Annotated in this window: 21 protein-coding genes and 1 pseudogene; 15 read left to right on the top strand and 7 right to left on the bottom strand. The window is 61.1% G+C overall.

Annotated elements, in window-relative coordinates; translation table 11 throughout:
- The first annotated feature begins 73 nt into the window (after positions 1 to 73).
- The 3 genes from XANALMUS060_RS14655 to XANALMUS060_RS14645 all read left to right on the top strand — a co-directional run bounded on the left by XANALMUS060_RS14655 (position 74) and on the right by XANALMUS060_RS14645 (position 2,891).
- Positions 74 to 1,555, top strand: a complete 1,482-nt coding sequence (locus XANALMUS060_RS14655) for an MFS transporter (RefSeq protein ID WP_045739069.1) — start codon at positions 74 to 76, stop codon at positions 1,553 to 1,555.
- 27 nt (positions 1,556 to 1,582) lie between these two features.
- Positions 1,583 to 2,596: a glycoside hydrolase family 43 protein gene (locus tag XANALMUS060_RS14650; protein ID WP_045739068.1), complete on the top strand. Its 1,014-nt coding sequence runs from the start codon at positions 1,583 to 1,585 to the stop codon at positions 2,594 to 2,596.
- Positions 2,597 to 2,675: 79 nt separating this feature from the next.
- On the top strand, positions 2,676 to 2,891 hold the full coding sequence (locus tag XANALMUS060_RS14645; protein WP_235429717.1) for a DUF465 domain-containing protein: 216 nt from the start codon (positions 2,676 to 2,678) through the stop codon (positions 2,889 to 2,891).
- Positions 2,892 to 3,990: 1,099 nt separating this feature from the next.
- On the opposite strand, the pseudogene XANALMUS060_RS20020 reads toward XANALMUS060_RS14645, so the two are convergent.
- The 3 genes and pseudogenes from XANALMUS060_RS20020 to XANALMUS060_RS14635 form a co-directional block, all read right to left on the bottom strand.
- Positions 3,991 to 4,174, bottom strand: a pseudogene (locus tag XANALMUS060_RS20020) (IS5/IS1182 family transposase); the annotation flags it as partial.
- A 101-nt stretch (positions 4,175 to 4,275) separates the two neighbouring features.
- Positions 4,276 to 6,921: a glycerol-3-phosphate 1-O-acyltransferase PlsB gene (gene plsB / locus XANALMUS060_RS14640; protein ID WP_045739067.1), complete on the bottom strand. Its 2,646-nt coding sequence runs from the start codon at positions 6,919 to 6,921 to the stop codon at positions 4,276 to 4,278.
- Positions 6,921 to 7,856: a hypothetical protein gene (locus XANALMUS060_RS14635; RefSeq protein ID WP_045739066.1), complete on the bottom strand. Its 936-nt coding sequence runs from the start codon at positions 7,854 to 7,856 to the stop codon at positions 6,921 to 6,923. The genes plsB and XANALMUS060_RS14635 overlap by 1 nt, the downstream gene beginning before the upstream one ends.
- Before the next feature lie 582 nt (positions 7,857 to 8,438).
- On the opposite strand from XANALMUS060_RS14635, the gene XANALMUS060_RS14630 reads away from it, so the two are divergent.
- The 3 genes from XANALMUS060_RS14630 to XANALMUS060_RS14620 all read left to right on the top strand — a co-directional run bounded on the left by XANALMUS060_RS14630 (position 8,439) and on the right by XANALMUS060_RS14620 (position 14,296).
- Complete coding sequence (locus XANALMUS060_RS14630) at positions 8,439 to 9,491, top strand: LacI family DNA-binding transcriptional regulator (RefSeq protein ID WP_045739065.1); 1,053 nt, start codon at positions 8,439 to 8,441, stop codon at positions 9,489 to 9,491.
- A gap of 103 nt (positions 9,492 to 9,594) precedes the next feature.
- Entirely contained in the window at positions 9,595 to 12,654 is a 3,060-nt protein-coding gene (locus tag XANALMUS060_RS14625; RefSeq protein WP_045739064.1) for a TonB-dependent receptor, read from the top strand.
- Between the two features lie 118 nt (positions 12,655 to 12,772).
- Positions 12,773 to 14,296 carry a tryptophan halogenase family protein gene (locus XANALMUS060_RS14620; protein WP_045739063.1) on the top strand — a complete coding sequence of 508 codons (1,524 nt, stop codon included), beginning with the start codon at positions 12,773 to 12,775 and terminating at the stop codon, positions 14,294 to 14,296.
- Between the two features lie 183 nt (positions 14,297 to 14,479).
- Here XANALMUS060_RS14620 and pyrF read toward each other — a convergent pair whose 3' ends face one another.
- Positions 14,480 to 15,214, bottom strand: coding sequence for an orotidine-5'-phosphate decarboxylase (gene pyrF / locus XANALMUS060_RS14615; RefSeq protein ID WP_045739062.1), 735 nt, complete (start codon positions 15,212 to 15,214; stop codon positions 14,480 to 14,482).
- On the bottom strand, positions 15,211 to 16,092 hold the full coding sequence (locus XANALMUS060_RS14610; protein ID WP_045739061.1) for a 5'-nucleotidase, lipoprotein e(P4) family: 882 nt from the start codon (positions 16,090 to 16,092) through the stop codon (positions 15,211 to 15,213). The genes pyrF and XANALMUS060_RS14610 overlap by 4 nt, the downstream gene beginning before the upstream one ends.
- A 262-nt stretch (positions 16,093 to 16,354) precedes the next feature.
- On the opposite strand from XANALMUS060_RS14610, the gene XANALMUS060_RS14605 reads away from it, so the two are divergent.
- Positions 16,355 to 17,533: a GGDEF domain-containing protein gene (locus tag XANALMUS060_RS14605; protein WP_045739060.1), complete on the top strand. Its 1,179-nt coding sequence runs from the start codon at positions 16,355 to 16,357 to the stop codon at positions 17,531 to 17,533.
- 178 nt (positions 17,534 to 17,711) lie between these two features.
- On the opposite strand, the gene XANALMUS060_RS23080 is transcribed toward XANALMUS060_RS14605, so the two are convergent.
- The gene (locus tag XANALMUS060_RS23080) at positions 17,712 to 19,058 is read right to left on the bottom strand and encodes an alpha/beta hydrolase (RefSeq protein WP_161795432.1); all 1,347 of its coding nucleotides are present in this window, start codon (positions 19,056 to 19,058) and stop codon (positions 17,712 to 17,714) included.
- 231 nt (positions 19,059 to 19,289) lie between these two features.
- Here XANALMUS060_RS23080 and XANALMUS060_RS20635 point away from each other — a divergent pair, with 231 nt between their 5' ends.
- The 6 genes from XANALMUS060_RS20635 to XANALMUS060_RS14575 all read left to right on the top strand — a co-directional run bounded on the left by XANALMUS060_RS20635 (position 19,290) and on the right by XANALMUS060_RS14575 (position 23,207).
- Positions 19,290 to 19,478, top strand: a complete 189-nt coding sequence (locus XANALMUS060_RS20635; protein ID WP_045739059.1) for a hypothetical protein — start codon at positions 19,290 to 19,292, stop codon at positions 19,476 to 19,478.
- A gap of 32 nt (positions 19,479 to 19,510) precedes the next feature.
- The gene (locus XANALMUS060_RS18860) at positions 19,511 to 20,014 is read left to right on the top strand and encodes a PH domain-containing protein (RefSeq protein WP_235430521.1); all 504 of its coding nucleotides are present in this window, start codon (positions 19,511 to 19,513) and stop codon (positions 20,012 to 20,014) included.
- Between the two features lie 1,098 nt (positions 20,015 to 21,112).
- Positions 21,113 to 21,517: a CsgG/HfaB family protein gene (locus tag XANALMUS060_RS22175; RefSeq protein ID WP_235430519.1), complete on the top strand. Its 405-nt coding sequence runs from the start codon at positions 21,113 to 21,115 to the stop codon at positions 21,515 to 21,517.
- Positions 21,518 to 21,604: 87 nt separating this feature from the next.
- Positions 21,605 to 22,153 carry a CsgG/HfaB family protein gene (locus XANALMUS060_RS14585; protein ID WP_082065152.1) on the top strand — a complete coding sequence of 183 codons (549 nt, stop codon included), beginning with the start codon at positions 21,605 to 21,607 and terminating at the stop codon, positions 22,151 to 22,153.
- A gap of 20 nt (positions 22,154 to 22,173) precedes the next feature.
- Positions 22,174 to 22,545, top strand: a complete 372-nt coding sequence (locus XANALMUS060_RS14580; RefSeq protein WP_045739058.1) for a DUF4810 domain-containing protein — start codon at positions 22,174 to 22,176, stop codon at positions 22,543 to 22,545.
- The gene (locus tag XANALMUS060_RS14575; protein WP_045739057.1) at positions 22,542 to 23,207 is read left to right on the top strand and encodes a DUF799 domain-containing protein; all 666 of its coding nucleotides are present in this window, start codon (positions 22,542 to 22,544) and stop codon (positions 23,205 to 23,207) included. The genes XANALMUS060_RS14580 and XANALMUS060_RS14575 overlap by 4 nt, the downstream gene beginning before the upstream one ends.
- Positions 23,208 to 23,266: 59 nt before the next feature.
- On the opposite strand, the gene phhA is transcribed toward XANALMUS060_RS14575, so the two are convergent.
- Entirely contained in the window at positions 23,267 to 24,157 is an 891-nt protein-coding gene (gene phhA, locus XANALMUS060_RS14570) for a phenylalanine 4-monooxygenase (protein ID WP_045739056.1), read from the bottom strand.
- On the opposite strand from phhA, the gene XANALMUS060_RS22705 reads away from it, so the two are divergent.
- Positions 24,156 to 24,287, top strand: coding sequence for a hypothetical protein (locus XANALMUS060_RS22705; RefSeq protein WP_255352382.1), 132 nt, complete (start codon positions 24,156 to 24,158; stop codon positions 24,285 to 24,287). The two genes, phhA and XANALMUS060_RS22705, sit on opposite strands and share 2 nt — an antisense overlap.
- Positions 24,284 to 24,763, top strand: a complete 480-nt coding sequence (locus XANALMUS060_RS14565; RefSeq protein ID WP_045726538.1) for an Lrp/AsnC family transcriptional regulator — start codon at positions 24,284 to 24,286, stop codon at positions 24,761 to 24,763. Before XANALMUS060_RS22705 ends, XANALMUS060_RS14565 begins: the two co-directional genes overlap by 4 nt.
- Positions 24,764 to 24,806 lie beyond the last annotated feature (43 nt).

Below are 24,806 nucleotides of genomic sequence, written 5' to 3'. Positions count from 1 at the left end.
TGACGAGGTGCGTCTTCCAGCACAGTAGCGGCTCTGCTGCGCGACATTCCCTCCCCCGTTCCGATCGTTGGTTATGACTCCCACGCATTCCCTCTCGCTTGGCGAAAAGATCGGCTACAGCCTGGGCGACTTGGCGGCGAATCTGATTTTCCAGACGCTGGTGAGTTTCTTGGCGTTCTTCTATACCGACGTCTACCGGATCCCGGCTGGCGTTGCCGCCACGTTGATCTTCGTGGTCGGCCTGCTTGGTGCGTTCGTGTTCACGCCGCTGGTGGGCGTGCTGGCCGATCGCACGCGCTCGCGCTGGGGCAAGTTCCGGCCGTGGATCCTGTGGACGGCGCTGCCTTTCGGCGGGTTTTCGTTGCTGGCCTTCAGCACGCCGGCGCTGAGCGAGCAGGGCAAGATCGTCTATGCGTTCGTCACCTACGCCTTGTTGATGCTGATCTATGTCGCCAACAACCTGCCTTACTCGGCGCTCAGCGGCGTGCTCACCGGCAGCATGGAGCAACGCAACAGTCTCTCGGCTTATCGCTTCTTCGCGGTGACGCTGGCGCAGTTCGTCATCCAGGTGCTGTTGCTGCCGTTGGTGCTGATGCTTGGCGATGGCGACAAGGCAAGGGGTTTCCAGACCGCGATGGGGCTGTTTGCCGGCGTCGGTACGCTATGTTTTCTGATCGCCTTCGTCACCACCCGCGAGCGTGTACTGCCGATCGCCGCGCAACCATCGAGCGTGCGCCAGGATCTGGGCGATCTGGTGCGCAATACGCCGTGGTTGGTGATGCTGGCGGTGACCATCCTGGTATTCGTCAACCTGGCGCTGAAGGGCGGCATGTATGTGTACTATTTCAAGGATTATCTGGATGCGCAGGCACTGGCTGGGTTTCTCGATCGCAGCGGGTTCAATACGTTGATCGTGATGCTCAACCGGCTGCTGGCCAGTACCGGATTGGGCGTGCTGCATTGGCCGCAGGATGCGCCAACCTCGGCGTTCAGCATGTTCAGCGCGGGCGGCATCCTGGCGATGATTATCGGCATCACCTTCTCCAAGCGTCTGGCCGACCGCTACGGCAAGCGCAATGCGTTCGGTGCCGCGCTGCTGGCGTCTACGTTGTTTCTGCTCGCATTCTCGATGTATTCACCGCAGGCCATCGGCCTGGTATTCGGTTCTTACGTGCTGCACGGGTTCTTCTACGGCATGACCATCCCGTTGCTGTGGGCTATGATTGCCGATGTCGCCGATTACTCGGAATGGAAGAACCATCGGCGCGCCACCGCCATCGTGTTCTCGGCGATGCTGTGCGGGCTCAAGGTCGGCTTGAGCATCGGCGGGGCGCTGGTCGCCGGCCTGCTCGCCTTCTATGGCTACGACGCGACGGCACCGCAGCAGAGCGCGGCGGTGAGCAATGGGATTCGTTTGACCATCAGCGTGTACAGTGCGATTCCGTTCCTGCTCGGTGTGCTGCTGTTGCGCTGTTACGCGATTGATAAACCAATGGAATCGCGCATCGAGCGGGAGCTGGATGCGCGCCGCTTGCAAGTTGCTTCCACCCACTGACGATTTCTTCCCGCTCACATGCCTTCCATGTCCGTCGATTCCTCCGCAGATCTGCAGGCGCTGGCTTGCAAGGCCATCTCGCCGCCGCTGGTGACCCACATGTACACCGCCGATCCATCGGCGCATGTCTTCGAGGACGCCGTGTACATCTATGCCTCGCACGACATCGAGACTGGCGTGGCGTTCAACGACAACGGCGATCATTTCGGCATGCAGGATTACCATGTGTTCCGCATGCAGACGCCGGATGGTCCCGCTGTCGATTGCGGCTTGGCGCTGCATTTGCGTGATATTCCCTGGGCCGAGCGTCAATTATGGGCGCCGGATGCGGCTTATCGCGACGGTCGCTATTACCTGTATTTTCCAGCCAAGCGTGCCGATGGCCTGTTTCAGATCGGCGTGGCGGTCGGTGAGCGCCCGCAAGGCCCGTTCGTCGCGCAGCCGCGGCCGATCGAGGGCGCTTACTCGATCGATCCGGCGGTATTCGCCGACCGTGACGGCAGCCACTACCTGTACTTCGGCGGACTGTGGGGCGGGCAACTTGAATGCTATTGCGACAACGTCTACGCGGCCGACAACGGCGAGCCCGCCGACGATGCGCCGGCGTTGGGACCACGGGTGGCGCGATTGCGCACGGATATGCTGGGCCTGGCCGAGCCGCCGCGCGAGATCGCCATTGTCGATGCCGATGGCCGCCCGTTGCTTGCCGGCGACCACGCACGCCGCTATTTCGAAGCACCGTGGCTGCACGTCCATGCAGGCCGCTACTACCTGTCCTACTCGACCGGGGACACGCATCTGCTGTGTTATGCGATCGGCGATTCGCCCTATGGCCCGTTCACCTACCAGGGGACGTTGTTGAGCCCGGTGGTGGGATGGACCACACATCATTCGATCTGCGCGTTCCAGGACCGCTGGTATCTGTTCTACCACGATGCCTTGCTGTCCGGCGGGGTCACCCATCTGCGCTCGATCAAGGTCACCGAACTGCATCACGATGCGCAAGGTCGTATCGTGCAGGTGCATCCATACGGCGATTGAGTATCTCTGTGGTGTTCGCCGCTGCCTGAAGTCGCCATCGCGTTGCCGCGCCCGGTGACGGCGGCCCTGCCGTCTGTGTATGCTCAAGCGCGTGGACACCCTGACGCCCGCCGAGATTTCCCTACGCATCGACGCACTGCGTCGCGAGCACCGCGCGCTCGACGAAGCATTGCAGCGTCTGCCGGCCAATGGCGAGGACGAATTGGAAGCCAAGCGGCTGAAGAAGCGCAAGCTGCAGTTGAAAGACTGCATCCTCCGCCTGGAGCAACTGTTGATCCCCGACGAACCGGCCTGAGCGCGGCCACGGCTTCCGTGCTGCCAGTGAGATCGCGCCTGTGCGCGCCGGTTCATTAGGTAACTACTTGCCCCTCGGTTGACCCCTTCTGGGCTGACTCGCTCAATGGTATGTCGCAGTTCGTGGCCGAGGATGAATGGCGTCTTCTGCCAGCGTTGCGATGACCTGTTGGCGTTGTGGCGTCAGGGCCAAGCCGATTCTTGGGGCCTGAGTCCCTTACTCCTTATTTAACCTTGTCATTTTTCCGGTAGGTGTATGCTTATTATATCGCCAAGTTTCGAACAGCACATTCATAGTCAGAAATATAAACAACGTCACTGAATACTGTGGGAGAGTGGAGGTGTGGCCGGTAACCATGAAGGCCCCAGTAGCGCCTACCAGAACAAAGATAATCATCCTTATCAATATTCTTGAAATTATAGCGGTCATTAAATTGCCTCCGTTATGGTGCCTCCATCGAATTAAAAAACCAAACGATGGAGGCGATTTCTTCAAACATCCATAGCTAACTTATTTGCGTAAGTACACATGAAAATGTTGGCCAACGTAGTCTGCTAGACCTCCTCCCACTGCACCCGCAGCCATACCAAACCCGTTGCCAGCTGATCCCGCGATAGCGCCGCCAGCAGCCCAGGCACCAACCTCTCCCCAATTCGTATCCTGATGACTCCAGTAAACTTCAAGCCGTCGCCCACCGCTTATGCTTTCTATCTCTATCGCGCTTATTTCACGCATACCAACTCCTTTATGACGACGCCACTATCCCTTGCATCAGCGGGTTCGGGACCTTCCCGAAATAAATAATCTCTTAATTTGTAATGGCATTAGTCATCTGGAACATCTGTTCAGACCTTCCCTAGGTGCAGAATAACGCATTTAGATATACCCCACACCCGCATTTATGATTATAAATAACCGGCGGATTCATGGTTGTCAAGCATTAAAACGTGTGATGTTTCGCATTTTCAATTTCCATGTTGAGCTATCCCGACATTATTGGTCAGTCTTGAAAAATCACCTTCATCAAATCCCAATGGCGTACAACGTTGATCTGGCAAGCATCGGTGCCAGCACAATGTGCGGGGAGTCAGGCGCAACAAAATACGATCCAACGAATCAGCCAGCGCAGGTTGGTCGCCGGTCGCCGCGTCGATGGCATTCAGGGCATCGCCCTGGGCGCCCTTGGGCCAGCAGCGACCCCGCCAATGCTCATGCTTCAGATGCCCGATCACTGGTTCCACCGCCTGCCGCCGCTTGATCCAGCGCCGTTGTTGTCGCGTCAGATGCATGAACACTCCTCAGGGCCTCGATCAGCCTTCTCGAAAGTGTCCGTATATAACGGGGGACCCCGACTTACTCTTGTCGTCCCCGTGTTTCCGTAGCGTTAAATCGCCTCGGGGCTGATCCGCTCGATGGTGTGTCGTAGTTCGCGGCCGAGGATGAACTTAGCGTCTTTTGCCCATACATCCAAATGTTCATCGAACAGCAATTTGCTGTTGTCGTCCGGCCACACCAGTTTCAGTTCGCGCAGTTTCTGGATGAAGCCGCGGAACAGCGCCTTGTCGAAGAACTCCGGCGCGGCCGGTGCGTATAGCAGGCTCAGGCGCTGCGCGGCCTGCTGACACAGGCTTTCCAGTTCGCCGGCACCGAGCTTGCCGGGGCCGTTCTTTACCAGTACCGAGATGGCGATGTAGTAGCGCTCGAACGCTTGCTGCAACGAATGGCCGATTGCGCGCAGGCGGAAGACTTCGTCGGTCTGGCCAGTATTGCGCGCCAGTACGACGCTGCCGTCGTCCTCGTCGATCTGCTGCAATAATCCCTCGCGCACGAAGACCTCGATCGTGCGCCCGATGCGCTCGGCGAACTGGTCCTCGCTCCATGGCAGGAACAGTTCGCTCTGCAGGAACGGATACACCGTGCGGCCCAGCCGCAGCAGGCCGGCGCGGCTCATGCGGCGGTTGTTCTGGAAGCAGCACGCCACCCACGAGGAGGCGGTGAACAGATGCAGCACATTGTTGCGGAAGTAGCTCAGCAGCACCGCGTTATCACCGTTGACGCTGAGGACATCACCCAGCGGATGCGGGATCCGGGTGAGGACGTTGATGTCTTCGCCGTGGGCGATGATGCGCTCGGGCGAGTGCGGGGTTACCGTGACTCGATCCGAATACGGTAGTTCGGCCAGTAGTTTTTTGCACAGTTCGATCTGCGCGATCAGGTCGGCCTCGCCCATCGCATGCTTGGGCGTGGACAGCAGCGCCAGCGCCAGCAGGTTGATCGGGTTGACGTCGGCGGCAGCGTTGACGTGAACCTGGATCTGCTGCGCCAACGCATCGACGGTACTGCTCAACCAAGCGGGTTTTTCGTCTTCGCTCAGTGGCTGGCCGTCCCATTCCGGTGCGCGCTGCGCCAGCACCTGACTCAACGCGATCGGTTCGCCGAAGTTCACCACGACCTGGCCGAAGTTCTGCTTGAGCACTTTGGGGATGCCCCATAGCAGGGTCCAGATCGATTCCTTTTCCTTCTGCCGGCCGCTGAGTTCGTCCAGATAGCTGCTGCCCTCCATCAGCTTTTCGTAGCCGATATAGACAGGCTGGAACAGCACCGGCTTGCGCGGCTGGCGCAAGAACGCGCGCAACGTCATCGCGATCATGCCGCCTTTGGGTTGCAGCAGTCGGCCGGTGCGCGAGCGTCCGCCTTCGACGAAGTACTCGATCGAATAACCGCCTGCCACCAGTTGCGCCACGTATTCGCTGAGTACTGCCGAATACAGCGCGTTACCCTTGATCGAGCGGCGGATGAAGAATGCGCCGCACTTGCGCAGCAGCGTACCGACCACCGGCAGATTGAGATTGATGCCGGCGACGATATGTGGCGGCACGATCCCACGCTCATACAACACATAGGACAGCAGCAGGTAATCCATGTGGCTGCGATGGCTGGGGACGTAGATCACTTCGTGCCCGGGCGCGGCGTCCTTGAGTTTGTCCAGGTGGTGCACCAGCACGCCGGCATAGATCCGGTTCCACACGTGGGTGAGCAGGACGCCCGCCGAGCGCACCACCGGGCTGGAGTAGTCGGCGGCGATCTCCCAGGCGTAGGCGTGCGCCTTGCGCCAGGCGTCCACGATCTTGCTGTTGTCGCGCTTGGCCTGCACCGCGATGGCCTCGCGCACCGGATCGACCGCCAGGACCTGATCCACCAGCAGGCGTCGGGTCGACAGGTCCGGCCCGATCACCGTTTCGCGGATGCGGCGGAAATGGGTACGCAGCACCCGTTGCAGCTTGCGCACGGTGCGCTCGGGCGGCAGGCCTTCCTGTAGCGTCTGTCGTATCGAGACCGGTGTGGCGAAGCGCACGATGGTGCTGCGACCGTTGAGCAGCACGCCGAGCAGGCGGCGGAAGCTGCCCACCAGCGCCCAGTTTTCGGAGAACAGCACCGCGAACCAACCGCTCTGTTTGTCCGGGGCGCGGCCAACGAAGATCGACACGGGCACCAGATGGATGTCCATATCTGCGCGCACACGGTGCGCATGCAGGAGCTTGGCTAGCGAATCGGAGTGGGTCTTGGCACCGCGTTGCTCCGGGATCAACGCGTGGTTGCTGCTGCGCCGGGACAGCGCCAGGTAGGCGCGTTTGCGGCCCAGTGGATCGCCCGGCAGCGGTACCAGCGGCGAGGGCAAGCCGGATTCCCGACAGGCCTTGTCCAGGATCAGTGCGTTGGACAGGCCGTAGTCCTCCAAGACGTAGACCACGAGGCGGCCATCGTCGTATTGGCCGGGTTCGTCCGGCTCGATCTTCAGGCCCAGCCAGGGATCGGCCAGACGGCCGAGCAGGCGCGCCCACAGCGGTCGTTTGGCTTGCCGCGCGAGGTTGTGTGGCATGGACGGGGCCGCCGGGGCGGGTGTCGACGTCGGGGGCTCGCCGGCATTGGACGTGCCAGTCTGGGCAGGCGCATGCGCCGGGATGGACGCGCCTGCGGCGGCGCTGTCCTCGGGAAAGGGGAGAGGATTTTGTTCTGGCATCGGCACCATTATCGCTTAGCTGGTGTCGTGGGATGTGGGAGCGCGTTTGTGGCCGCTTGGGAGTCTGCTGTGGCGCCCAGCAGCGTCTGCACGTCGTCGAGGATGTTGCGCAGGTACCAGTGCCCTTCACGGTTCACCAGCACGGCGCTGGTGTCGATCTGTTCGCCGTCCAGCGGATACTGGATCCGCACCACGGCCAGGTCGCCTTTTTGACTGACCAGGCCGGTGCGCAGCGCGCCGGCAGTGGCGCCCAGGTCCAGTCCGTAGTCGGCGAGCACCGCTTTGAGGTCGGCCAGGAATGGCCCAAGCCGGCGCAGGCTCTCGTCCATGCCCAGGGTGCGCAAATCGGCATCGCTGCGTATCCCGGTGCGGCGCGCAGCCGCGCACAGTCGGGCGATTGCCGCATGTGCGCGTTTACGCTCGGACAGTGGTGCCTGTGCGGCCCAGGCGCTCAGCGCCTGTACCAACTTGATGTAATGATCGCGCTGCTCGGGGGTGTAATCATTTTCGTTGCGCAGATATTGCACGCCGAACAGGCCCAGCGAATGCGCGGCCTGCCTCAGGCTCACCGCCTGGCCGCCGAACTGGGTGTCGAAGGCGTGCTGCAACTGCCGCTCGGCGTCCGGTGCGGCCAGCGTGGCGAGCACTTCGGGTAAGCGTTTGGCCAGTGGCAACTCGGTCAGTGGCCATCGGCTGCGGTCCTTGCTCCAGGCCTGCTGTAGACCCCGGTACTGGGCCCGGGGTACGGCGTTAGTGGCATAGCCGACGAGGTCGTTGCGTTGCAACGCATGCGCCAGCATGCGCACCGTGGCAGATGGTTCGGCACTGGCGCCGGGTAGTTCGGTAGGCGTGGGTTTGCACCCGGAAACGGAGAGCACAAGTGCCGCCAGCAGCAGCGAGGACAAGGCGCGTGAGGGGAAGCCCCGGGTCGGGTAGGACGACATTAGCGACGGGCTCGTTCCCCAAAACGTCCTGCATCTTGCTGGGCGCGGACGATTCCGGCAAGCGGTCCGTCCGTGTCGGTTGTCGCGGTTCAGAACGACGATATTCCATATTCATGGTTGTCAAGGTAGGGCGATCGCGATGGCGGCGCATCGATGGACACGTGGTTAATTTCACGGTGTTGCAATGCATCATGTCACCGATTGCAGTTGCTGTTACCGTCCACCCACCTCGATTCAGGCGCGGGTTGGCATGGGAGGCCTGGTGCGCGATTGGTCTGACATCGTCCGGGTGTTCGGTGACGTTCGCGCTTGCTGCGGAGGCTGCTGGCGGTTCGCTGTCCTGTGTCGATGTGCCAGGCCCTGGCATGTCCAGGTACAAGCGGTTGCGGCGCCAATCGACGGCGCTGTCAGCTCCTGTGTCGGGTCGGAACACTGCGCTCAGGGTGACGTCGACAGCATGATGCCCATGGTCGAGCGCCCAGATAGACCGACCACGCAGGCACGCATGGACATGTGCCGGATCGCCGATGCCGCAGCTGGTCCCTGGTTGTGCAGACCGTGCGGTTTGCTGGGGGCACGCGGGTGAATCCTCGTTTCCCATCCGCTCCGCAGCAGCGCGCCAACATCACCATCAAGGATGTGGCGCGTCTTGCCAATGTTTCGGTGGCGACGGTCTCGCGCACCATGAATGGTCATCAGCATGTGGCCGAGCCGGTGCGCGCGCGCGTGCTGGAGGCCGCGCGCAGCCTGCACTACGTGCCGCATCATGCCGCGCGCAGTCTCAGCAGCCGCCGTACCCACACCATCGGCGTGGTGCTGCCGGACCTGCACGGTGAGTTCTTCTCCGAGTTGATCCGTGGCATCGATATGGTGGCGCGCACACGTGGCCTGCATCTGTTGGTGTCCAGCTATCGTGGCGCGCAGGAGGAACAGCGGCGCGCGGTGCAGCGCATGCCTGGGCGCGTGGACGGGCTGTTGATCATGGCGCCGTACCTGGCCGGTGCTGCCAATGACCCTGACGAGATATCCCTCGGCGGCTTACCGGCGGTGTTGATGAACTCCGCCGAGCGGCTGGGCGATGCGCCGGCGCTCAACATCGATAACTATGGTGGTGCGCGGGTGATGACGCGTCACCTGCTGGACGTTGGTCACCGCCGCATCGCCTTCATCACCGGGCCGCAGGACAACTTCGACGCGCGCGAGCGCTTGCGCGGTTACCGCGACGAATTGCAGGCGCGTTGTCCACAAGTGTCGCCGCAGGTGGTGCAGGGTGCGTTCGACGAGGCATCCGGTTATCGGGCCGGTGAAGCGCTACTGCAGGGTCAGCGTCCGGATGTGGTGTTCGCGGCCAACGACATGATGGCGTTGGGTTGCCTGTTTGCCTTCACCCACGCTGGCGTGCGTGTTCCCGAAGATATCGCGCTGGCCGGTTTCGACGATGTGCCGATGGCGCGCTATGTGAATCCGGCATTGACCACCATGCGCGTGGACATCGTCGGCTTCGGCGCGCGCGCGATGCAGTTGCTGCTCGCTGCGCTGGAGCCGCATGCGCTGCCCGCGTCCGCCGTCGCCGGTGGTGCGATCGCTCCGCAACTCATCGTGCGGGCATCCAGTGTGCTCAGGGAGGAAGGATGATGCACTGACATGGGCGTCACGCGGTATCGCTACCTTAGCAATTTCAACTATTACAAAAACCACACGACCCGATCCCGTTTACCGCCCTGGGAGGGCTTTCATCATGAGCAAAACGCGTTCTGCTTCCAATCTGCCCGCACGCAACATTCTGTGCTGCGCACTGGCGACGTGCCTGTTCGTCGCGTTGCCGGCGTTGGCGCAATCCAGCAGTGCGACACTGCGTGGTCAGGTTGCTGCGGCCCAGGTCGGTAGCGAAGTCACCGTCACCAACATCGCCACCGGCGCGGTGCGCCGCGCACCGGTCGCGGCCAACGGCAACTACACCGTGGTCGGCCTGCCGCCAGGCAAATACAAGGTCGAGGCCAATGGCATCAGTCGCACGGTGACCTTGCAGGTGGCATCCTCCTCCACCGTGGACCTGGACGCCAACACCCAGGCCAGCGGTGGCGGTAACGCCAAGACCCTGGACACCGTCAACGTCAGCGCGCCGATGCTCAAGGACGTCAAGACCTCGGAAGTGGGCAACGTGGTGTCGCTGCATCAGATCGAGCAATTGCCGCAGGCCACGCGCAACTTCCTCGAGTTCGCCGACACGGTGCCGGGCATGGTGTTCCAGGTGGATGGCAACGGCAATACCAAGCTGCGTGGCGGTGCGTCCAATGCCAGCGCGGGCAACTTGTACATCGACGGTGTCGGCCAGAAGAGTTACGTCAAGGGCGGCGGTATCGCCGGCCAGAGCGATACCCAGGGCAATCCGTTCCCGCAGTTGGCGATTGGTGAGTACAAGGTCATCACCTCCAACTACAAGGCCGAGTACGGCCAGATCAGCGGTGCGGCGGTTACCGCGGCGACCAAGTCCGGCACCAACGAATTCCACGGCGAGACGTTCTACCGTTATACCGACCAGGATCTGCGCGACAAGCGTCCTGACGAGCAACAAAACGGCAAGATTGCTTCGCAGACCAAGGAATATGGTTTCGCGCTGGGCGGCCCGATCCTCCAGGATCGCATGCACTTCTTCGTGGCCTACGAAGGCAAGGAAAACGTAGTGCCCAAGAGCGTGCAGGCCGATGCCAACGCACAGCCGTATGTCGGATTGCTGCCATCGACGATTTCCAGCCAGTACGGCGCGGCCAACATGCCGTTTTCCGAGGATCTGTACTTCGGCAAGATCGATTTCGAACCGACCGACCGCGACCGGATCGAACTCAGCGGCCAGTACCGCGATGAAACCCAGGTCGGCAACGTCGGCGGCACCAGCGCGCCGGATCACGGCACCAACAAGATCAACAAGGACAAGCGCGGCAATCTGCGTTGGCAGCACAGCGCGGACAACTGGTTCAACGAGTTGATCGTCGGCACCGAAAATTCGCAGAACAACCCCAATCCCAAGAGTATCGGTAACGGGATCGTCTACAAGTACCTCAACTACAACGATCCCAATATCGGTGAATACACGTTCCTGGAAACCGGCTCGGCCGGTGGTCTGAACGTGCAACGCAAGAGCCAGAAAGGTTGGTTCCTGCAGAACGACCTGACGCTGACCAGCTTCCAGTGGCACGGCGAACACACCATCAAGATGGGTGTCAGCTACAAGGACATCAAACTGATCTCGCAGGATGCGGCTCCACTCAATCCACAGTTCAGTTATTCGGTCGATGCCAATGGCCTGGCCGCGATTCCCTATCGCGTGGATTTCGTTGCGCCTTACAACACGCCTGGACAGAAGGCCACGGTAGAGTCGCCATCCAAACAGTACGGCGTCTATCTCCAGGACGATTGGGCGGCGACCGACAAACTGATGATCAATGCCGGCGTGCGCTGGGACTACGAAAGAAGCCCGGCCTACACCGATTTCGTCACCTCGCCGGCGTTCGTCAACGCCTTGTATTCCGATGATCCGGCCAATCCGGGCCAGCCTTGGGCCAACCGCTTGTTGCCCAGTGGCATCAATGTCGCCGATTACATCAGCAATGGGCATAACCGTAAGAACTTCAAGGATGGCTGGGCACCGCGCCTGGGCTTTTCCTACGACTTCTTCGGCGATCAAAGTTCAGTGTTGCATGGTGGCGCCGGTCGTTCTTACGACCGCAATTTGTTCGAACAGTTGGCGCTGGAAACCAGCAAGGCGGCGTTGTCGCCGGTGGCGGTGTACTTCAAGGATTCGACGCCGGGCTCCTCTTGCTACAAGGACGATCGCAAGTGCGCTGTGTGGGATCCGAAATATCTCAACGGTGTGGACCAGTTGAATACGATTCCCGGTGTCAGCGGCAGCGCCGAGCTGTTTATGTTCAACAATAAGCTCAAGACGCCGTACAGCGACCAGTACAGCCTCGGGATCAGCAACCAGGTCGGCGACTGGCTGACCGATGTGACCTTCCAGCGCGTGCTCAGCTACGACGGTTTCGCCATGTCGCTGATCAACCGTTACCCGAATGGCGCCTACTTCGACGCGACCGGGAGTGCGCCCTGGGGAGAGCCGGTACCGGGGTATCAGAACACGATTGTGGGCATGAATGGCTTGGAGCAGCGCAGCAGCCAGGTGTTGTTGTCGGCGGAGAAGCCCTACACCAAGGAATCGGGTTGGGGCCTGACGTTGTCCTATACCCATACCAGCGCGCGGCAGAACCGCAACATCGACGAGCCGTATGCGTTCGACAAGGCGACCATCCACGATTATCCGTTCGTGAAGTCCGATGCCGTGGCCGGTCACCGCTTCGTTGCGTCCGGCTCGATCGATGGCCCGTGGGGGGTGACCTTCGGTGCCAAGCTGGTGCTGGCAACGCCCGACCCGGTCAATACCATCGCCTGCTATGGCAAGGTCGATGCCGATGGCGCGCAGTGTCAGCAGATCGGCTTCGTTCCGCCGGGCAGCGGTAGATTCCTGGTGGGCGGCAAGATCTGGGGCTACCGCACGGTGGATTTCCAGGCGACCAAGGAGTTCACGGTGTACAACGACTTCAAATTGTCGGCGCGCATCAATCTGCTCAACGCCTTCAATTTCAAGAACTACTCCAGTTACATCTACGGTGGTCCGAACGGCACCGGCGACTACTTCGGAACCGATGGACGCCTGGATACGAGTTATGTTGCTTTGAACCGTACCGGCGACATCAACTACGTTCCACGAACGGTGACCTTCGAGATCGGCGCCAAGTTCTGATGTGTCGTCTCGCCCATGCGCGTGCCCGATCGGCGCGCGTGGGCGGCATCGTACGGGGCCGTGTGGCCCCGTTTGCGTTTGCGCTCGTTCCTTTTCCTTCGTTCAGGACTCAGCACACATGATGGCCGCTCCTCTGCGCAACCTGGTGATCGTTGGTGGCGGGACCGCCGGCTGGATGGCTGCTGCTGCCCTGGCGCGCATGTTGGGTACGAACAACCGCATCATCCTGATCGAATCCGAGCAGATCGGTACCGTCGGTGTCGGCGAGGCCACCGTGCCGCATATCAAGGCGTTCAACACCTTGCTCGGCATCAACGAGGCCGAGTTCGTGCGTCAGACCCAGGGCAGTTTCAAGCTCGGCATCGAGTTCGTCGATTGGCTACGTCCGGGCAGCGCTTATGTGCATGGCTTCGGCAGCGAGATCGGCCATCGGCTCGGGTTGTTGCCCTTCCAGCAGTATTGGTTCAAGCAAGCATTGGCCGGCAAGGCCAGTCCGCTGGGCGATTACACGCTCAACACCGTCGCCGCCAAGCGCGGCAAGTTCATGACCTCAGCCAGCGACGTGCCGCCGAACTCACCGCTGGCCAATATCGCGTATGCCTACCACTTCGACGCGGCGCTGTACGCGCAGTTCCTGCGCCGCTACGCCGAACAGCGTGGGGTGATTCGCTATGAAGGGATTGTCGAGCAGGTGCGGCTGCATCCGGAATCGGGCGATGTCGCTGCGGTGCGTCTGGTTTCCGGCGAGGTCATCGCCGGAGATCTGTTCATCGATTGCTCCGGTTTCGCTGGCCTGTTGATCGAGCAGGCGCTACACACCGGCTATCACGATTTCAGCCATTGGTTGCCGTGCGATCGCGCGCTGGCGGTGCCGTGCGCCAAGGTTGGGCCGCCGACGCCGTACACCCGTGCGACCGCGCGCGCAGCCGGCTGGCAGTGGCGTATCCCGTTGCAGCATCGCACCGGCAACGGTTACGTGTATTCCAGCGCACATGTCAGCGACGACGAAGCGGCGGCGACATTGCTCGCCACTCTCGATGGCCCGGCGCTGGCCGAGCCGCGTCCGTTGCGTTTCGTCACGGGCCGCCGCAAGCAGGCCTGGAATCGCAACGTGATCGCGCTGGGTTTGGCCAGCGGCTTCATGGAGCCGTTGGAATCGACCAGCATCCACTTGATCCAATCGGGCATTTCCAAATTGCTGGAATTGTTTCCGCGCGAGGGCATCAGCCCGGTGCTGGTGCAGCGCTACAACGAACGCATCGCCTTCGAGTTCGAGCGTATCCGCGATTTTCTGGTGCTGCACTACCATGCCAGCGAACGCGACGATAGCGCGTTCTGGCAGCACTGTCGGCGCATGCCGATCCCGGCGGAATTGCAGGCCACGCTGGATTTGTTCCGCGACAGCGGCCGTTTCTACCGTAACGGCGAGGAAATGTTCGCCGAGATCAGTTGGGTGCAGGTGATGGTTGGGCAAGGCATCCTGCCGCGCGCGTACCACCCGCTGGTGGATCAGGTCTCGGCAGCGGATCTGCAAGGCTTCATGGTCAGCGTCGCGCAGACCATCGGCCATTGCGCCGATGCGATGCCGTCGCACCAGGCCTTCATCGACCGTTACTGCGCCGCTGAGCGTGTGGGGGGATGAGCTTGCCGCAGGCATAAAAAAAGAGGCCGAGCGCACTTGGCGCGGGCCCCTTCAAATCCGACCGAAGCCGGAGAACGGTGGTGGCACATCTTCCGGCACTGCCGGACGCCGCGCATGTTACCGACATGCCATAGTTAATGCAATGGTTTAATTTTTGCGATACAAGTTATTGATTTTAAATATTTATTTTGATGAAATTCCCGACAGGGTCGCCGCGATTTCCTGTTGGATCGCCAGCGCTGCGGCACGCGGGTCCTGAGCCTGGCGGATCGGCCGGCCGACCACGATCGCGTCGGCGCCATCGGCGAAGGCCTGGGCCACGCCAACCGTGCGTTGCTGGTCGTCGCCCACCGGACCACCGGGGCGGATGCCGGGGCAGACGATGGAGAAGCCGCTGCCGGTTGCACGCCGGATCGAGGCCGCTTCCTGCCCGGAGGCGATCACGCCGTCGATGCCGGCGGCCTGTGCGGCCAGTGCGCGCTCCACCACCACGTCTTCCGGTGCGCGGTCGATGCCCATCGCCGCCAGATCGGCACGCCCCATCGAGGTCAGCACGGTGACCGCCAGCAGGCGCATGTCGCTGCCGTTGGCGTCGGCCGCCACCTGCATCATCGCCGGGTGCCAGCCATGAATGGTGCAGTAGTCCACCGGCCACTGCGACAGGCGCCGGATCACTCCACCCACGGTGGCCGGAATGTCGAAAAATTTCAGATCCACGAACACGCGCTTGCCATGCGTGGCGAGGGTGTCGAGCACGTCGAAGTACTCGCCCGAGGCCAGCAGTTCCATGCCGATCTTATAGAACGTCACCGCATCGCCAAGCCGTTCGATCCATGCCAGTGCGTCGGCGCGGCCTGGTACGTCCAGTGCGAAGATCAGTCGTTCGTGCGCCTCCAGCGCCAGCGGCGCGCGGCTCATTGCGCCACCTCCAGCGCGTCGAGCTTGGCCTGGTGGCGCGCGGCGCGCGGCTGGGTCAGGTCGTTGTTGAACAGCGCTGGTTCCCAGGAGCCGTAACTGGGATTGGGCAGCATCCACCAGCGTGCGCCGAACCAGGCGTGGTACTGCTGGAGCAGGCGTGCGCGGTTCTCGGTGGTGTTGGCCAGCACGTGGACGAAGTCGCCGAGTTGGTCGCCGAACTGCATCAAGACGCGGTATTGCTGGCCGACCAGCTGGCGTCTGCAGTGTTTCTCCGGGCCGTTCTGCTTGCAGTCTTTGACCACGGTGCCCAGCCCCAGCAGCACGCTGTTGTCGGCCACCGGCAGGCCGACCTTGCGCAGGTTGACCAAGGTCGCCTCGTTCAGGTGTACGTCGCGATTGGTCACGTACAGCACGGTGATGCCCTTGGCGGTGGCCGCTTTGGCGAAATCGACCGCGCCCGGGACCGCTTGGGCCTTCTTCTCCCTCACCCACTGATCCCAGCTAGCTGCGTCGTACTCCTTGCCGCTGCGCACCAGCCGCGCCAGGTAGGGCATATTGTCCAGCACGGTCTCGTCCACATCCATGACGATGGCGGGTTTCAGCGTCGCGGACGCATTAGCGCGCTCCTCCGGGACCAGCGCATTCCAGGTCGGATCCTGCAACGCCGCGTCCAGACGCTCGGTGGCGGCCCGGTAAGTTTGTTCGGCGGCGGCCCGATATTCGACCGAGCGCTGCATCCACAGCACCGCGTTGAGATGATCGTCGGCAGTGCCTGGCCCAGCGGCGGTCCCACTGGCGTCGGTGGCCGGTGTTTGCGGTTTGCACGCCGACAGGGCCAGTAAGGCGCAAGCCAGTGCGGTGCGGGCGATCGGGAGCATCAGGCGTGTAACCCAGGAGAGATAACCACACAATGTTAGCCGGTTGCGCGGCGACCGGCGTAGAGCGCGCCAGCGTGGGGCATTGCCTGCGGCATGTGCGCAATCTCCGCTCCCAAGGCATCGCGGGCAGTGGACAATCGCGTATCGGTGCTTTCTCATGTCTGCCGAGCTTGCAATACGCAACGTCAGCATTGACCGTGGCACGGTCGCACGTTGTGATCTTCACCGTCTGCGTCTCAGACTGTCGCCGACAGGGAATAGCATGCAATACCACGACGAAACGTCATTCGACACGCTAGCTGATGAGGCTTACTGCGCGCAGTTGCGCAAGGGCTTTGCCGCGTTGCGTTTCGATCCTGCGTTGGAACGGCTCTACCATCGCCACAGCAGCGCGACACTGGGTTTGGCCCAGCGCTTGGCTGCCTCGTTCGCGGTGTTGCTGGGGTTGCTGTTGTTGAGTTGGGAGGCGCTGCATTTCGGCCGCAGCGATGCTGGTGGGCCGATTGCGCATGCAGTGGCGGTACGGATGGCGAGTTTGTTGCTCTTGCTATGGGTGGCGCTGTCCATCCATTGCGCACGCCGTCATGGCCCGGGGCGTATCGCTTTGTTGTTGCTGATCGTCGGTACCGGGTTGGTGCTATCGAGTGTCGGCTATCCTCCGCAAGAACTGCGATACGCCGTCGTGGTGATGGCGCTGGTCATCCTGGCGGGTTTCTTGCCGCTGGGTTTGTCGTTGCGGCAGAGCGTGGCAGTGGCCTTGGGATTGTGCGCGGTCAGTGCGGCGGCCGGTCGTTTGGTGTTGGATGGCGCGGCGCAGGCCGGTTATCTGCGCTTGCAATGGTTGCTGTGGGCGGCGCTGCTGGTCGGCGTGGTGGGTGGCTACCTGCGCGAGCACGCGCGCCGCAAAGCGTTTTTGCAACAGCGCATCCGCGACGACGAAGCGTTACGCAATCTGCTCACCGGCCTGGGTGATCGCTGTCGCTTCGACGAACATCTGGCGTTAGCGCGGGCTGAGAGTGCGCGCTTACAGATCAACCTGGGGCTGATCCTGGTGGAACTGGACGGCTTCGCAGAGTTCGCGCGTCGCCATGGCCCGCGTGAGGCCGACCGCGCTGTATTGGACGTGGCAGAGGCGATGCAATGCTTGCTGCGCCCGCTGGACGTGCTCATGCGCATCGACGTGCATCGTTTCGCCCTGGTGTTGTACGACGCCAGCGCCGCGCATCTGCGCCAAGTGGCGCCGGCCTTGCGCGAGATGGTCGACATCATGGCGAGCGCCCACACCGGAATCGTCAGCGCACCGCTCAGCATCAGCGTCGGTGCGCTGCTTGCCACGCCCACCGTGACCACCGCCGCGTTGATGCAACACGCCGAAGACTTGCTGCAGCGCGCACGCTCTAGCGGCGGCAACCAAGTGGTGCTGGCCGAGGAAACGGCTTAGTGACATTGCTGTTGTGGGCTTGAGTTTTATAGTCGTGTTATCAGAACATGTGCTGTCTCATCGGATTGGAATAAGAGCAGCCAGCATACATAACGACAGCATCGCCGTGTGCGTGCAAATGCCGCTTCCGCACTGACAACTGTTGACAAAACGGACCAATTTCACGTCCATATCGTGCTCAGTGTTTTTCTGTGGAGAGCGGAATCGGTGCGCGTTCGCGCGGATCGTCCTGCACCGTGCGCATCCATGTCAGCGCTAGCTGCGGCCATGCCGCCAGCGGCAAGCCGGCGATGGAGCGCGTGCCGAAACCGTGGCCGCCATGCGCAAACACGTGCAGCTCAGCCGGTACCCCGGCTTGGCGCAGTGCCTGGTAGAACAGCAGGCTGTTCTCCATCGGGACCACCGTGTCGTCTTGCGCGTGTACCAGGAAGGTGGGTGGCATGCCGGCACTCACCCGGTTCTGCAACGAATAGGCTGTCATCGTAGCCGCGTCGGGATGGCGGCCGAGCAGGCGCAGGCGCGATCCGGTGTTTGCCGTGGTGCCGCTGCCCATGTCGATAACCGGATAAATCAGCAGTGCCTGGTAGAACAGCAGGCTGTTCTCCATCGGGACCACCGTGTCGTCTTGCGCGTGTACCAGGAAGGTGGGTGGCATGCCGGCACTCACCCGGTTCTGCAACGAATAGGCTGTCATCGTAGCCGCGTCGGGATGGCGGCCGAGCAGGCGCAGGCGCGATCCGGTGTTTGCCGTGGTGCCGCTGCCCATGTCGATAACCGGATAAATCAGCAGTAAAAAGTCCGGCCGTGCGCTCACCTGATCAATGGCGTCGCTTGGCCGATACACGTGCTCGGCATAGCGAGTACCGAGGCTGGCGGCGACGTGACCACCGGCGGAGAATCCCATCGCGCCGATCCGGTGCGGGTCCACGCCGTAATCGGCGGCATGTGCGCGGATCAAGCGCAATGCGCGTTGTGCATCGGCCAATGGTTGATCGCGTCCCCCGGCACTGTCGTCGGCTTCCGCGTCCGGTAGCCGATAGCGCAGAACGAATAAGGTGATGCCTGACTGCTCGGCGAAGATCGGCAACAAGTCGGTGGCTTCCTTGTCCAGCGCGATACACACGTAACCGCCGCCCGGAGCGACCAGTAGGGCGCTGCCGTTGGGTTTCTTCGGCCGGTACACCACCATGTAGGGTTGGTAGTGGCCGCTGATCAGGCGGTCGGACAGTGCCGGGTTGGCGCTGTGGTCGACGATGCGCAGCGTCTGCGGTGCGGATGATGAGCCAGGTGCCGGGCCTTGCCACAGTGGCACGCGTGCGGCCTGCTCTGCGGCGGTTTCGCTGGCCGGGCGCTCAGCCGCAGTGGCCGCGCCGAATGCCGCGAACAACCCGCCGATCAAGATCAACAATGCCGTGCACAGGGCGTAGGAAGGATCGCGGCGCGCACAGCGTCGGTTGTCGCCGAATGCCGCAGTGGTCTGTGTCGTCGTGCTTGCGATGGTGTGCTGATGGGATCGCCGTAACATTGTTGTTCCTTGCCAAGCATGGGATGTGGAGCGTGGGATCCTTGCATGGGGATGGTTGCACACTATTGTCCAGGCCGTACATGCAACGCGTGAGTGTGGGTTGTTGTTGCCCAATCGCCAGAATTTTTCCGCGTCACATTCATTGTCAAGGTGATGCGCCCAGGGTTCCGTAGACACGCACATCTCCCATCTGCGCACGCAACCCTGCCGCGCGTATCAGCCGATGCCGCGATGACGACTGCGGCGCTCATTAGCAAAAACGCTATGATTGAAGAAATCACTCTGGCCGTGATGCTGGCTGAAAGTCTTGCGTTGATCCAAGCACTGCGCAACACCCAAGTGCTCGACATCTCATCCAAAAGCGCGGATCGTCTTGCGGCAGCGATGGCACTCTACGCTTACAAAGCTATTGGAGTTTGAACATGCCAGCAAAGCGAATTGAAAGATTTTCGGTGAACGCGCTGAACTGGAAATCAGTTTCCACGTTGGCGATTCTCGCCGTTCCAGTGATGGTGTCTATTGCGTTGAGGATAGGCCATAGTCGATGGGAGCTATCACCTGTAATTGCGGTGGTTGCTGTGATCGCGTGGCTCATTGCCACGGCCAAAATCGACATCATCGAAGACAAACTCGTTGCTGGTGGTGGCTTCTACAAGGTGAAAGTGCCACTGGATCGAATTGATGTGGCTCACGCCCGCATCCTTCCGCTCGATGATCCTTTTCGCCTGAGTTGGAGGACAAACGGATTAGGTTGGCCAGGACTGAACTTGGGATGGTTCTCCTCGAAAGGGCCCAAGCGAATTTTTGCAGTTGACACCTGTAAAGCCGACCGAATTTATGTCCCGACCTTTGAGAACTTTGACATTGTTCTGACGCCGATAGATCCCAACGCGTTCCTCAATGCGCTTGCAAGGGCCGGTGCTCGAAGCGGTCAAGCTGGGTCGACTCGCAGCTAGTGGACCGGAGTTGCCGGAGTTGCTCAGCGATCCGGCAACCCCTTCTCTATCAGTAGATCCGCGCCTTCGTTGCGGGTACGTTGGTCAAGGCGGATACGGTGCTGACGTGACGCCGTGTCGATTGCAAGCGTGAACCTATGCGCTGTTTCGCCAAGTCGCCATCTCAACCGCACACTTCGCCTTTATGATGCAGGGGTTGCTGCGTACCGCACACGGCATAGTTTTATGGGTATCCACGGACGACGCGGACAGCCGCCATACGTGAGTCAGGGTCATCAGCGAAAGCCATTTGGCACGAACAGGGGTTCACTATTTTTCCAGGGGATAGCCCGTTCGTGGCAGTCCATGTGCGTGCTGTGCGCTGCAGAGAAGTTTTAGCTTGGCTTGTGTTCGATCTGTGCGACATAGACAGCGCGCATGCTGGGTTGGTGCTCAGGCCACTGTGATTGCGACCAAGCACAATGGGTATCGTCAGCAAGCTTTTCTTAATTTGGCTGATGCGACATAATGTACTAGCTCCCGCTGCATTGGCGGGTCGATATGGAAACGCATCTCCCTGCGTGGTGCAGGATAGTCATGGAACGACCTCAACCGCCTCTCAGTCCCCGTTCGTTCTCCTTCGTTTCTGGTGCGCTGCGCGTACCGGGGGGCTGTGCTGTTGGATCGGAACCTGAGCGGGCAATGGGCCGTGCGCATGTATCAAACCCGTAATCGATGCGGTCGACCGCATTGCGCAGTAAGTCTGTGTGCCGCAGATCGCCTCGACAGGCAAGGCCGTATCCGCGAACCAATGGTTTTTCGTAGCTGTAACAACAAGGGGTAATTGATGAAAGTTGTTTTAATCAAGGGGGGCAGCCTGGTGTTACTGGGGTTGGCAATGACAAGTTGCGCGACCGAAAGCCACCAGAGTGTCGCGCCACAAACCGTGGCCGCCGCCAGCATTCCTTATGCCGGGGTGCGCGCACCGATTGCCGTGGGTAAGTTCGACAACCGTTCCTCGTTCATGCGCGGCTTGTTTTCCGATGGCGCGGATCGTCTCGGTAGCCAAGCCAAGAGACCATCCTCATCACCGATCTGCAGCAGACCAATCGTTTCCGCGTGCTCGATCGCGACAACATGGGCGAGATCAAGCAGGAGGCGGACATCAAACGACAGGCACAGCAGCTCAAGGGTGCCGATTACGTCATTACTGGTGATGTCACCGAGTTCGGCCGCAAGGAAACCGGCGATACCCAGTTGTTCGGAATCATGGGCCGTGGCAAGCAGCAGCAGGCCTATGCGAAGGTCAGTTTGAATATCGTCGATAGCACCACCTCCGAAGTGGTGTATTCGGTCCAGGGCGGTGGCGAGTATTCGTTGTCCAACCGCGAGATCGTCGGCTTCGGCGGCACCTCCAGCTACGACTCCACCCTCAACGGCAAAGTACTGGATCTGGCGATCCGCGAAGCCGTCAATCGTCTCACTGCCGCCATCGATTCCGGCGCATGGAAGCCGGTCAAGTAACCTACAACGGACCATTACAAATGAATAAGACGAACTCGCGTGTATCCCACTGGCTGGGCGTCTGCGCCCTGTTGACCCTGGTCGGTTGTGCCCACCAATCGGCATCGCTCTATCAATGGGGTAGCTACCAGGACCAGGTCTATAGCCACTTCAAGGGCGGTAGCCCGGAGCAACAAATCCAGGCGCTGGACCATCCTCATCACCGATCTGCAGCAGACCAATCGTTTCCGCGTGCTCGATCGCGACAACATGGGCGAGATCAAGCAGGAGGCGGACATCAAACGACAGGCACAGCAGCTCAAGGGTGCCGATTACGTCATTACTGGTGATGTCACCGAGTTCGGCCGCAAGGAAACCGGCGATACCCAGTTGTTCGGAATCATGGGCCGTGGCAAGCAGCAGCAGGCCTATGCGAAGGTCAGTTTGAATATCGTCGATAGCACCACCTCCGAAGTGGTGTATTCGGTCCAGGGCGGTGGCGAGTATTCGTTGTCCAACCGCGAGATCGTCGGCTTCGGCGGCACCTCCAGCTACGACTCCACCCTCAACGGCAAAGTACTGGATCTGGCGATCCGCGAAGCCGTCAATCGTCTCACTGCCGCCATCGATTCCGGCGCATGGAAGCCGGTCAAGTAACCTACAACGGACCATTACAAATGAATAAGACGAACTCGCGTGTATCCCACTGGCTGGGCGTCTGCGCCCTGTTGACCCTGGTCGGTTGTGCCCACCAATCGGCATCGCTCTATCAATGGGGTAGCTACCAGGACCAGGTCTATAGCCACTTCAAGGGCGGTAGCCCGGAGCAACAAATCCAGGCGCTGGAAAAAGACCTGCAGGTCATGAAGGCAGCCAATCGCAGGCCGCCGCCGGGTTTGCAAGCGCATCTGGGCATGCTGTATGCCGAGACCGGTAACGATGCCAAGGCACAACAATACCTTCTGGCCGAGAAGGCGCAGTACCCAGAATCCACCACCTATATCGATCTACTCATGAAGAACGGCCACAAAGAAAGGACAGCGCAATGAAGAACATCGCAAAAGTAGCCTGCGTCGCCGTCCTCGGTCTGTTGTTGAGCGCGTGCGCGACTCAGCCGAAATCGCGCGACTACAGCGCATACAAGGCCAGCAAACCACGCTCGATCCTGGTCCTGCCGCCAGTCAGCCATGCGCCGGATATCGACGCCAGCCTGAGCGTGTTGTCGGTGACCACGTTGCCGTTGGCCGAAGCCGGTTATTACGTCATGCCGGTGGCGCCGGTCTACGAAACATTCAAGCAGAATGGCATCACCATCGCCGATGACGCGCAAGCCGTGGCGCCGGAGAAGCTGCGCCAGATCTTCGGTGCCGATGCGGCGCTGTATATCACCATCGACAAGTATGGCGCGGTCTATCAGGTCATCAACAGCGCGGTCACGGTCGCAGCCAATGCCAAGCTGGTGGATCTGCGTACCGGCACAGTGCTGTGGGAGGGACAGGCAACGGCCTCCAGCGATGAGAACAAGAAAGTTTCAGTCGGCGGCGGCGGCATGCTTGGCATTCTGGTGTCGGCGGCGATCAACCAGGTGATCAATCAGGCGACCGATCAAAGCCATCAGGTCGGTAACATGGCCAGCCAACGTCTGCTGTCCGCAGGACATCCGGGCGGATTGCTGTACGGTCCCTACAATGCCAAGTACGGCAGCGACTGACGCATGATGATCCATGCCGGTGCCCGCAACTCACCGCGGACATCGGCATGGTGCGTTTCTCATACGTCGCCGTCGTCGTTCCAGCCTTCCCCACTGCCGCGTTGGAATACACGATCATCCAGTTGCACCTGCCCTGCTGGCAGATGCGTTTGGTCGGCCAGCGCTGTGTAGATCGGAGTGAAATCCGGTGCGGTCGCTTGCATGAGTTGTTCGAAGCTGTCGATGACGAAGTAGGTTTTTTGATACGTATCGATGCGGTAACGCGTGCGCATGATCCGCTGCAGATCGAAGCCGATCCGGTTGGGTGCATCCGATTCCAGCGAATACAGCGACTCGCCCTTGGATGACACGATGCCAGCGCCGTAGATGCGCAGGCCGTCAGGTGTGTCGATCAGGCCGAATTCCACCGTGTACCAGTACAGCCGGGTGAGATGCTGCAGCGCCTGCGCACCGATTGCATGCGCTTTCACCCCGCCGCGGCCATAGGCCTGCATGTAGTCTGCAAATAGCGGGTTCATCAACAGCGGCACATGGCCGAACAAATCGTGGAACAGGTCCGGCTCGGCGATGTAGTCGATCTGCTCGGGCCGGCGAATCCACCACGTCACCGGGAAACGGCGGTTGGCCAGGTGGTCGAAGAAATTCAGTTCCGGCAGCAAGCCCTCGACCCCGACCAGGGTCCAGCCGGTGGCGGCGGCCAGCACCGTATTGAGCTGATCGAACTTCGGGATCGCCTGCGGGCTCATGCCTAGCGCGTCTTGCGCTTGCAGGAATGTGTCGCAGGCGCGGCCGACCAGCATTTCACGCTGACGGTGGTACAGGGTGCCCCAGGTGGCGTGGTCGTCGCTGTCGTAGCGATCCCACGGTTGAGCGACCACCGCCGTGGTGTACACCGGCACATAGCCCTTGTCAGTGTGCTGGTGTTCGACGCGACGCGGTGCGATATCCATGGCCGAACCTCCGGAGGACAAGGCCACGATGGTAGGCTGGAAGCGGCGCAATGGGTTTGCGCAGTTGTCTGAATTTTATCACCGCACGCAAGATCATTGCGAAAAATTGATGTTTCAGGGCAATAAATGACCGAATCAGCCGTCTTCGACCGCACCGACCTGCGTCTGCTCACGCTATTGCAGCGTCAGGGACGTGCCAGTAATGCCGAACTGGCCGCGCAGGTGAACCTGTCGCCGTCCGCCTGTCTGCGCCGGGTGCAGCGGCTGGAGGCCGAGGGTGTCGTCGCCGGTTACGTGGCGCGCCTGTCGCCGTCGGCGATCGGTTTGGGGTTGCAGGCTTTCGTCCGCGTGCAGCTGGAAAAGCACGGACAAAGTGGCATCGCCCACTTCGCCGACAGTGTGCAGGGTTGGGACGAAGTGGTTGCCTGTCATGCGCTGACCGGCGACATGGACTACCTGCTGCATGTCTATGTCCGTGATCTGGCGCATTTTTCCGCATTCCTGCTGGACAACCTGCTCAATGCAGCCGGCGTGGCCGACGTCAACTCCTGCTTCGTGTTGCGCACGGTCAAGGAATTCGGCGGCCTGCCCTTGCCGCGCTGTTGAACCATCTGCATGCGGATGGGCACTCGATCAGGGAGCTTCCCTG

The organism is Xanthomonas sp. MUS 060, from assembly GCF_000963215.1.
GTDB lineage: Bacteria > Pseudomonadota > Gammaproteobacteria > Xanthomonadales > Xanthomonadaceae > Xanthomonas_A.
Note: the sequence above shows the minus strand (reverse complement) of the source record. Positions and strands in the feature narration are given on the sequence as shown.

Coding starts and splice junctions, on each gene's coding strand:
- XANALMUS060_RS14645 (WP_235429717.1), top strand. CDS start 2,676: ATGCTCAAGCGCGTGGACACCCTGACGCCCGCCGAGATTTCCCTACGC.
- XANALMUS060_RS14650 (WP_045739068.1), top strand. CDS start 1,583: ATGTCCGTCGATTCCTCCGCAGATCTGCAGGCGCTGGCTTGCAAGGCC.
- XANALMUS060_RS20635 (WP_045739059.1), top strand. CDS start 19,290: ATGACGACTGCGGCGCTCATTAGCAAAAACGCTATGATTGAAGAAATC.
- XANALMUS060_RS14655 (WP_045739069.1), top strand. CDS start 74: ATGACTCCCACGCATTCCCTCTCGCTTGGCGAAAAGATCGGCTACAGC.
- XANALMUS060_RS22705 (WP_255352382.1), top strand. CDS start 24,156: ATGGCCGAACCTCCGGAGGACAAGGCCACGATGGTAGGCTGGAAGCGG.
- XANALMUS060_RS14620 (WP_045739063.1), top strand. CDS start 12,773: ATGATGGCCGCTCCTCTGCGCAACCTGGTGATCGTTGGTGGCGGGACC.
- XANALMUS060_RS14610 (WP_045739061.1), bottom strand. CDS start 16,092: ATGCTCCCGATCGCCCGCACCGCACTGGCTTGCGCCTTACTGGCCCTG.
- phhA (WP_045739056.1), bottom strand. CDS start 24,157: ATGGATATCGCACCGCGTCGCGTCGAACACCAGCACACTGACAAGGGC.
- XANALMUS060_RS14565 (WP_045726538.1), top strand. CDS start 24,284: ATGACCGAATCAGCCGTCTTCGACCGCACCGACCTGCGTCTGCTCACG.
- XANALMUS060_RS14635 (WP_045739066.1), bottom strand. CDS start 7,856: ATGTCGTCCTACCCGACCCGGGGCTTCCCCTCACGCGCCTTGTCCTCG.
- XANALMUS060_RS14580 (WP_045739058.1), top strand. CDS start 22,174: ATGAATAAGACGAACTCGCGTGTATCCCACTGGCTGGGCGTCTGCGCC.
- XANALMUS060_RS14605 (WP_045739060.1), top strand. CDS start 16,355: ATGCAATACCACGACGAAACGTCATTCGACACGCTAGCTGATGAGGCT.
- XANALMUS060_RS23080 (WP_161795432.1), bottom strand. CDS start 19,058: ATGTTACGGCGATCCCATCAGCACACCATCGCAAGCACGACGACACAG.
- plsB (WP_045739067.1), bottom strand. CDS start 6,921: ATGGTGCCGATGCCAGAACAAAATCCTCTCCCCTTTCCCGAGGACAGC.
- XANALMUS060_RS14575 (WP_045739057.1), top strand. CDS start 22,542: ATGAAGAACATCGCAAAAGTAGCCTGCGTCGCCGTCCTCGGTCTGTTG.
- pyrF (WP_045739062.1), bottom strand. CDS start 15,214: ATGAGCCGCGCGCCGCTGGCGCTGGAGGCGCACGAACGACTGATCTTC.
- XANALMUS060_RS14625 (WP_045739064.1), top strand. CDS start 9,595: ATGAGCAAAACGCGTTCTGCTTCCAATCTGCCCGCACGCAACATTCTG.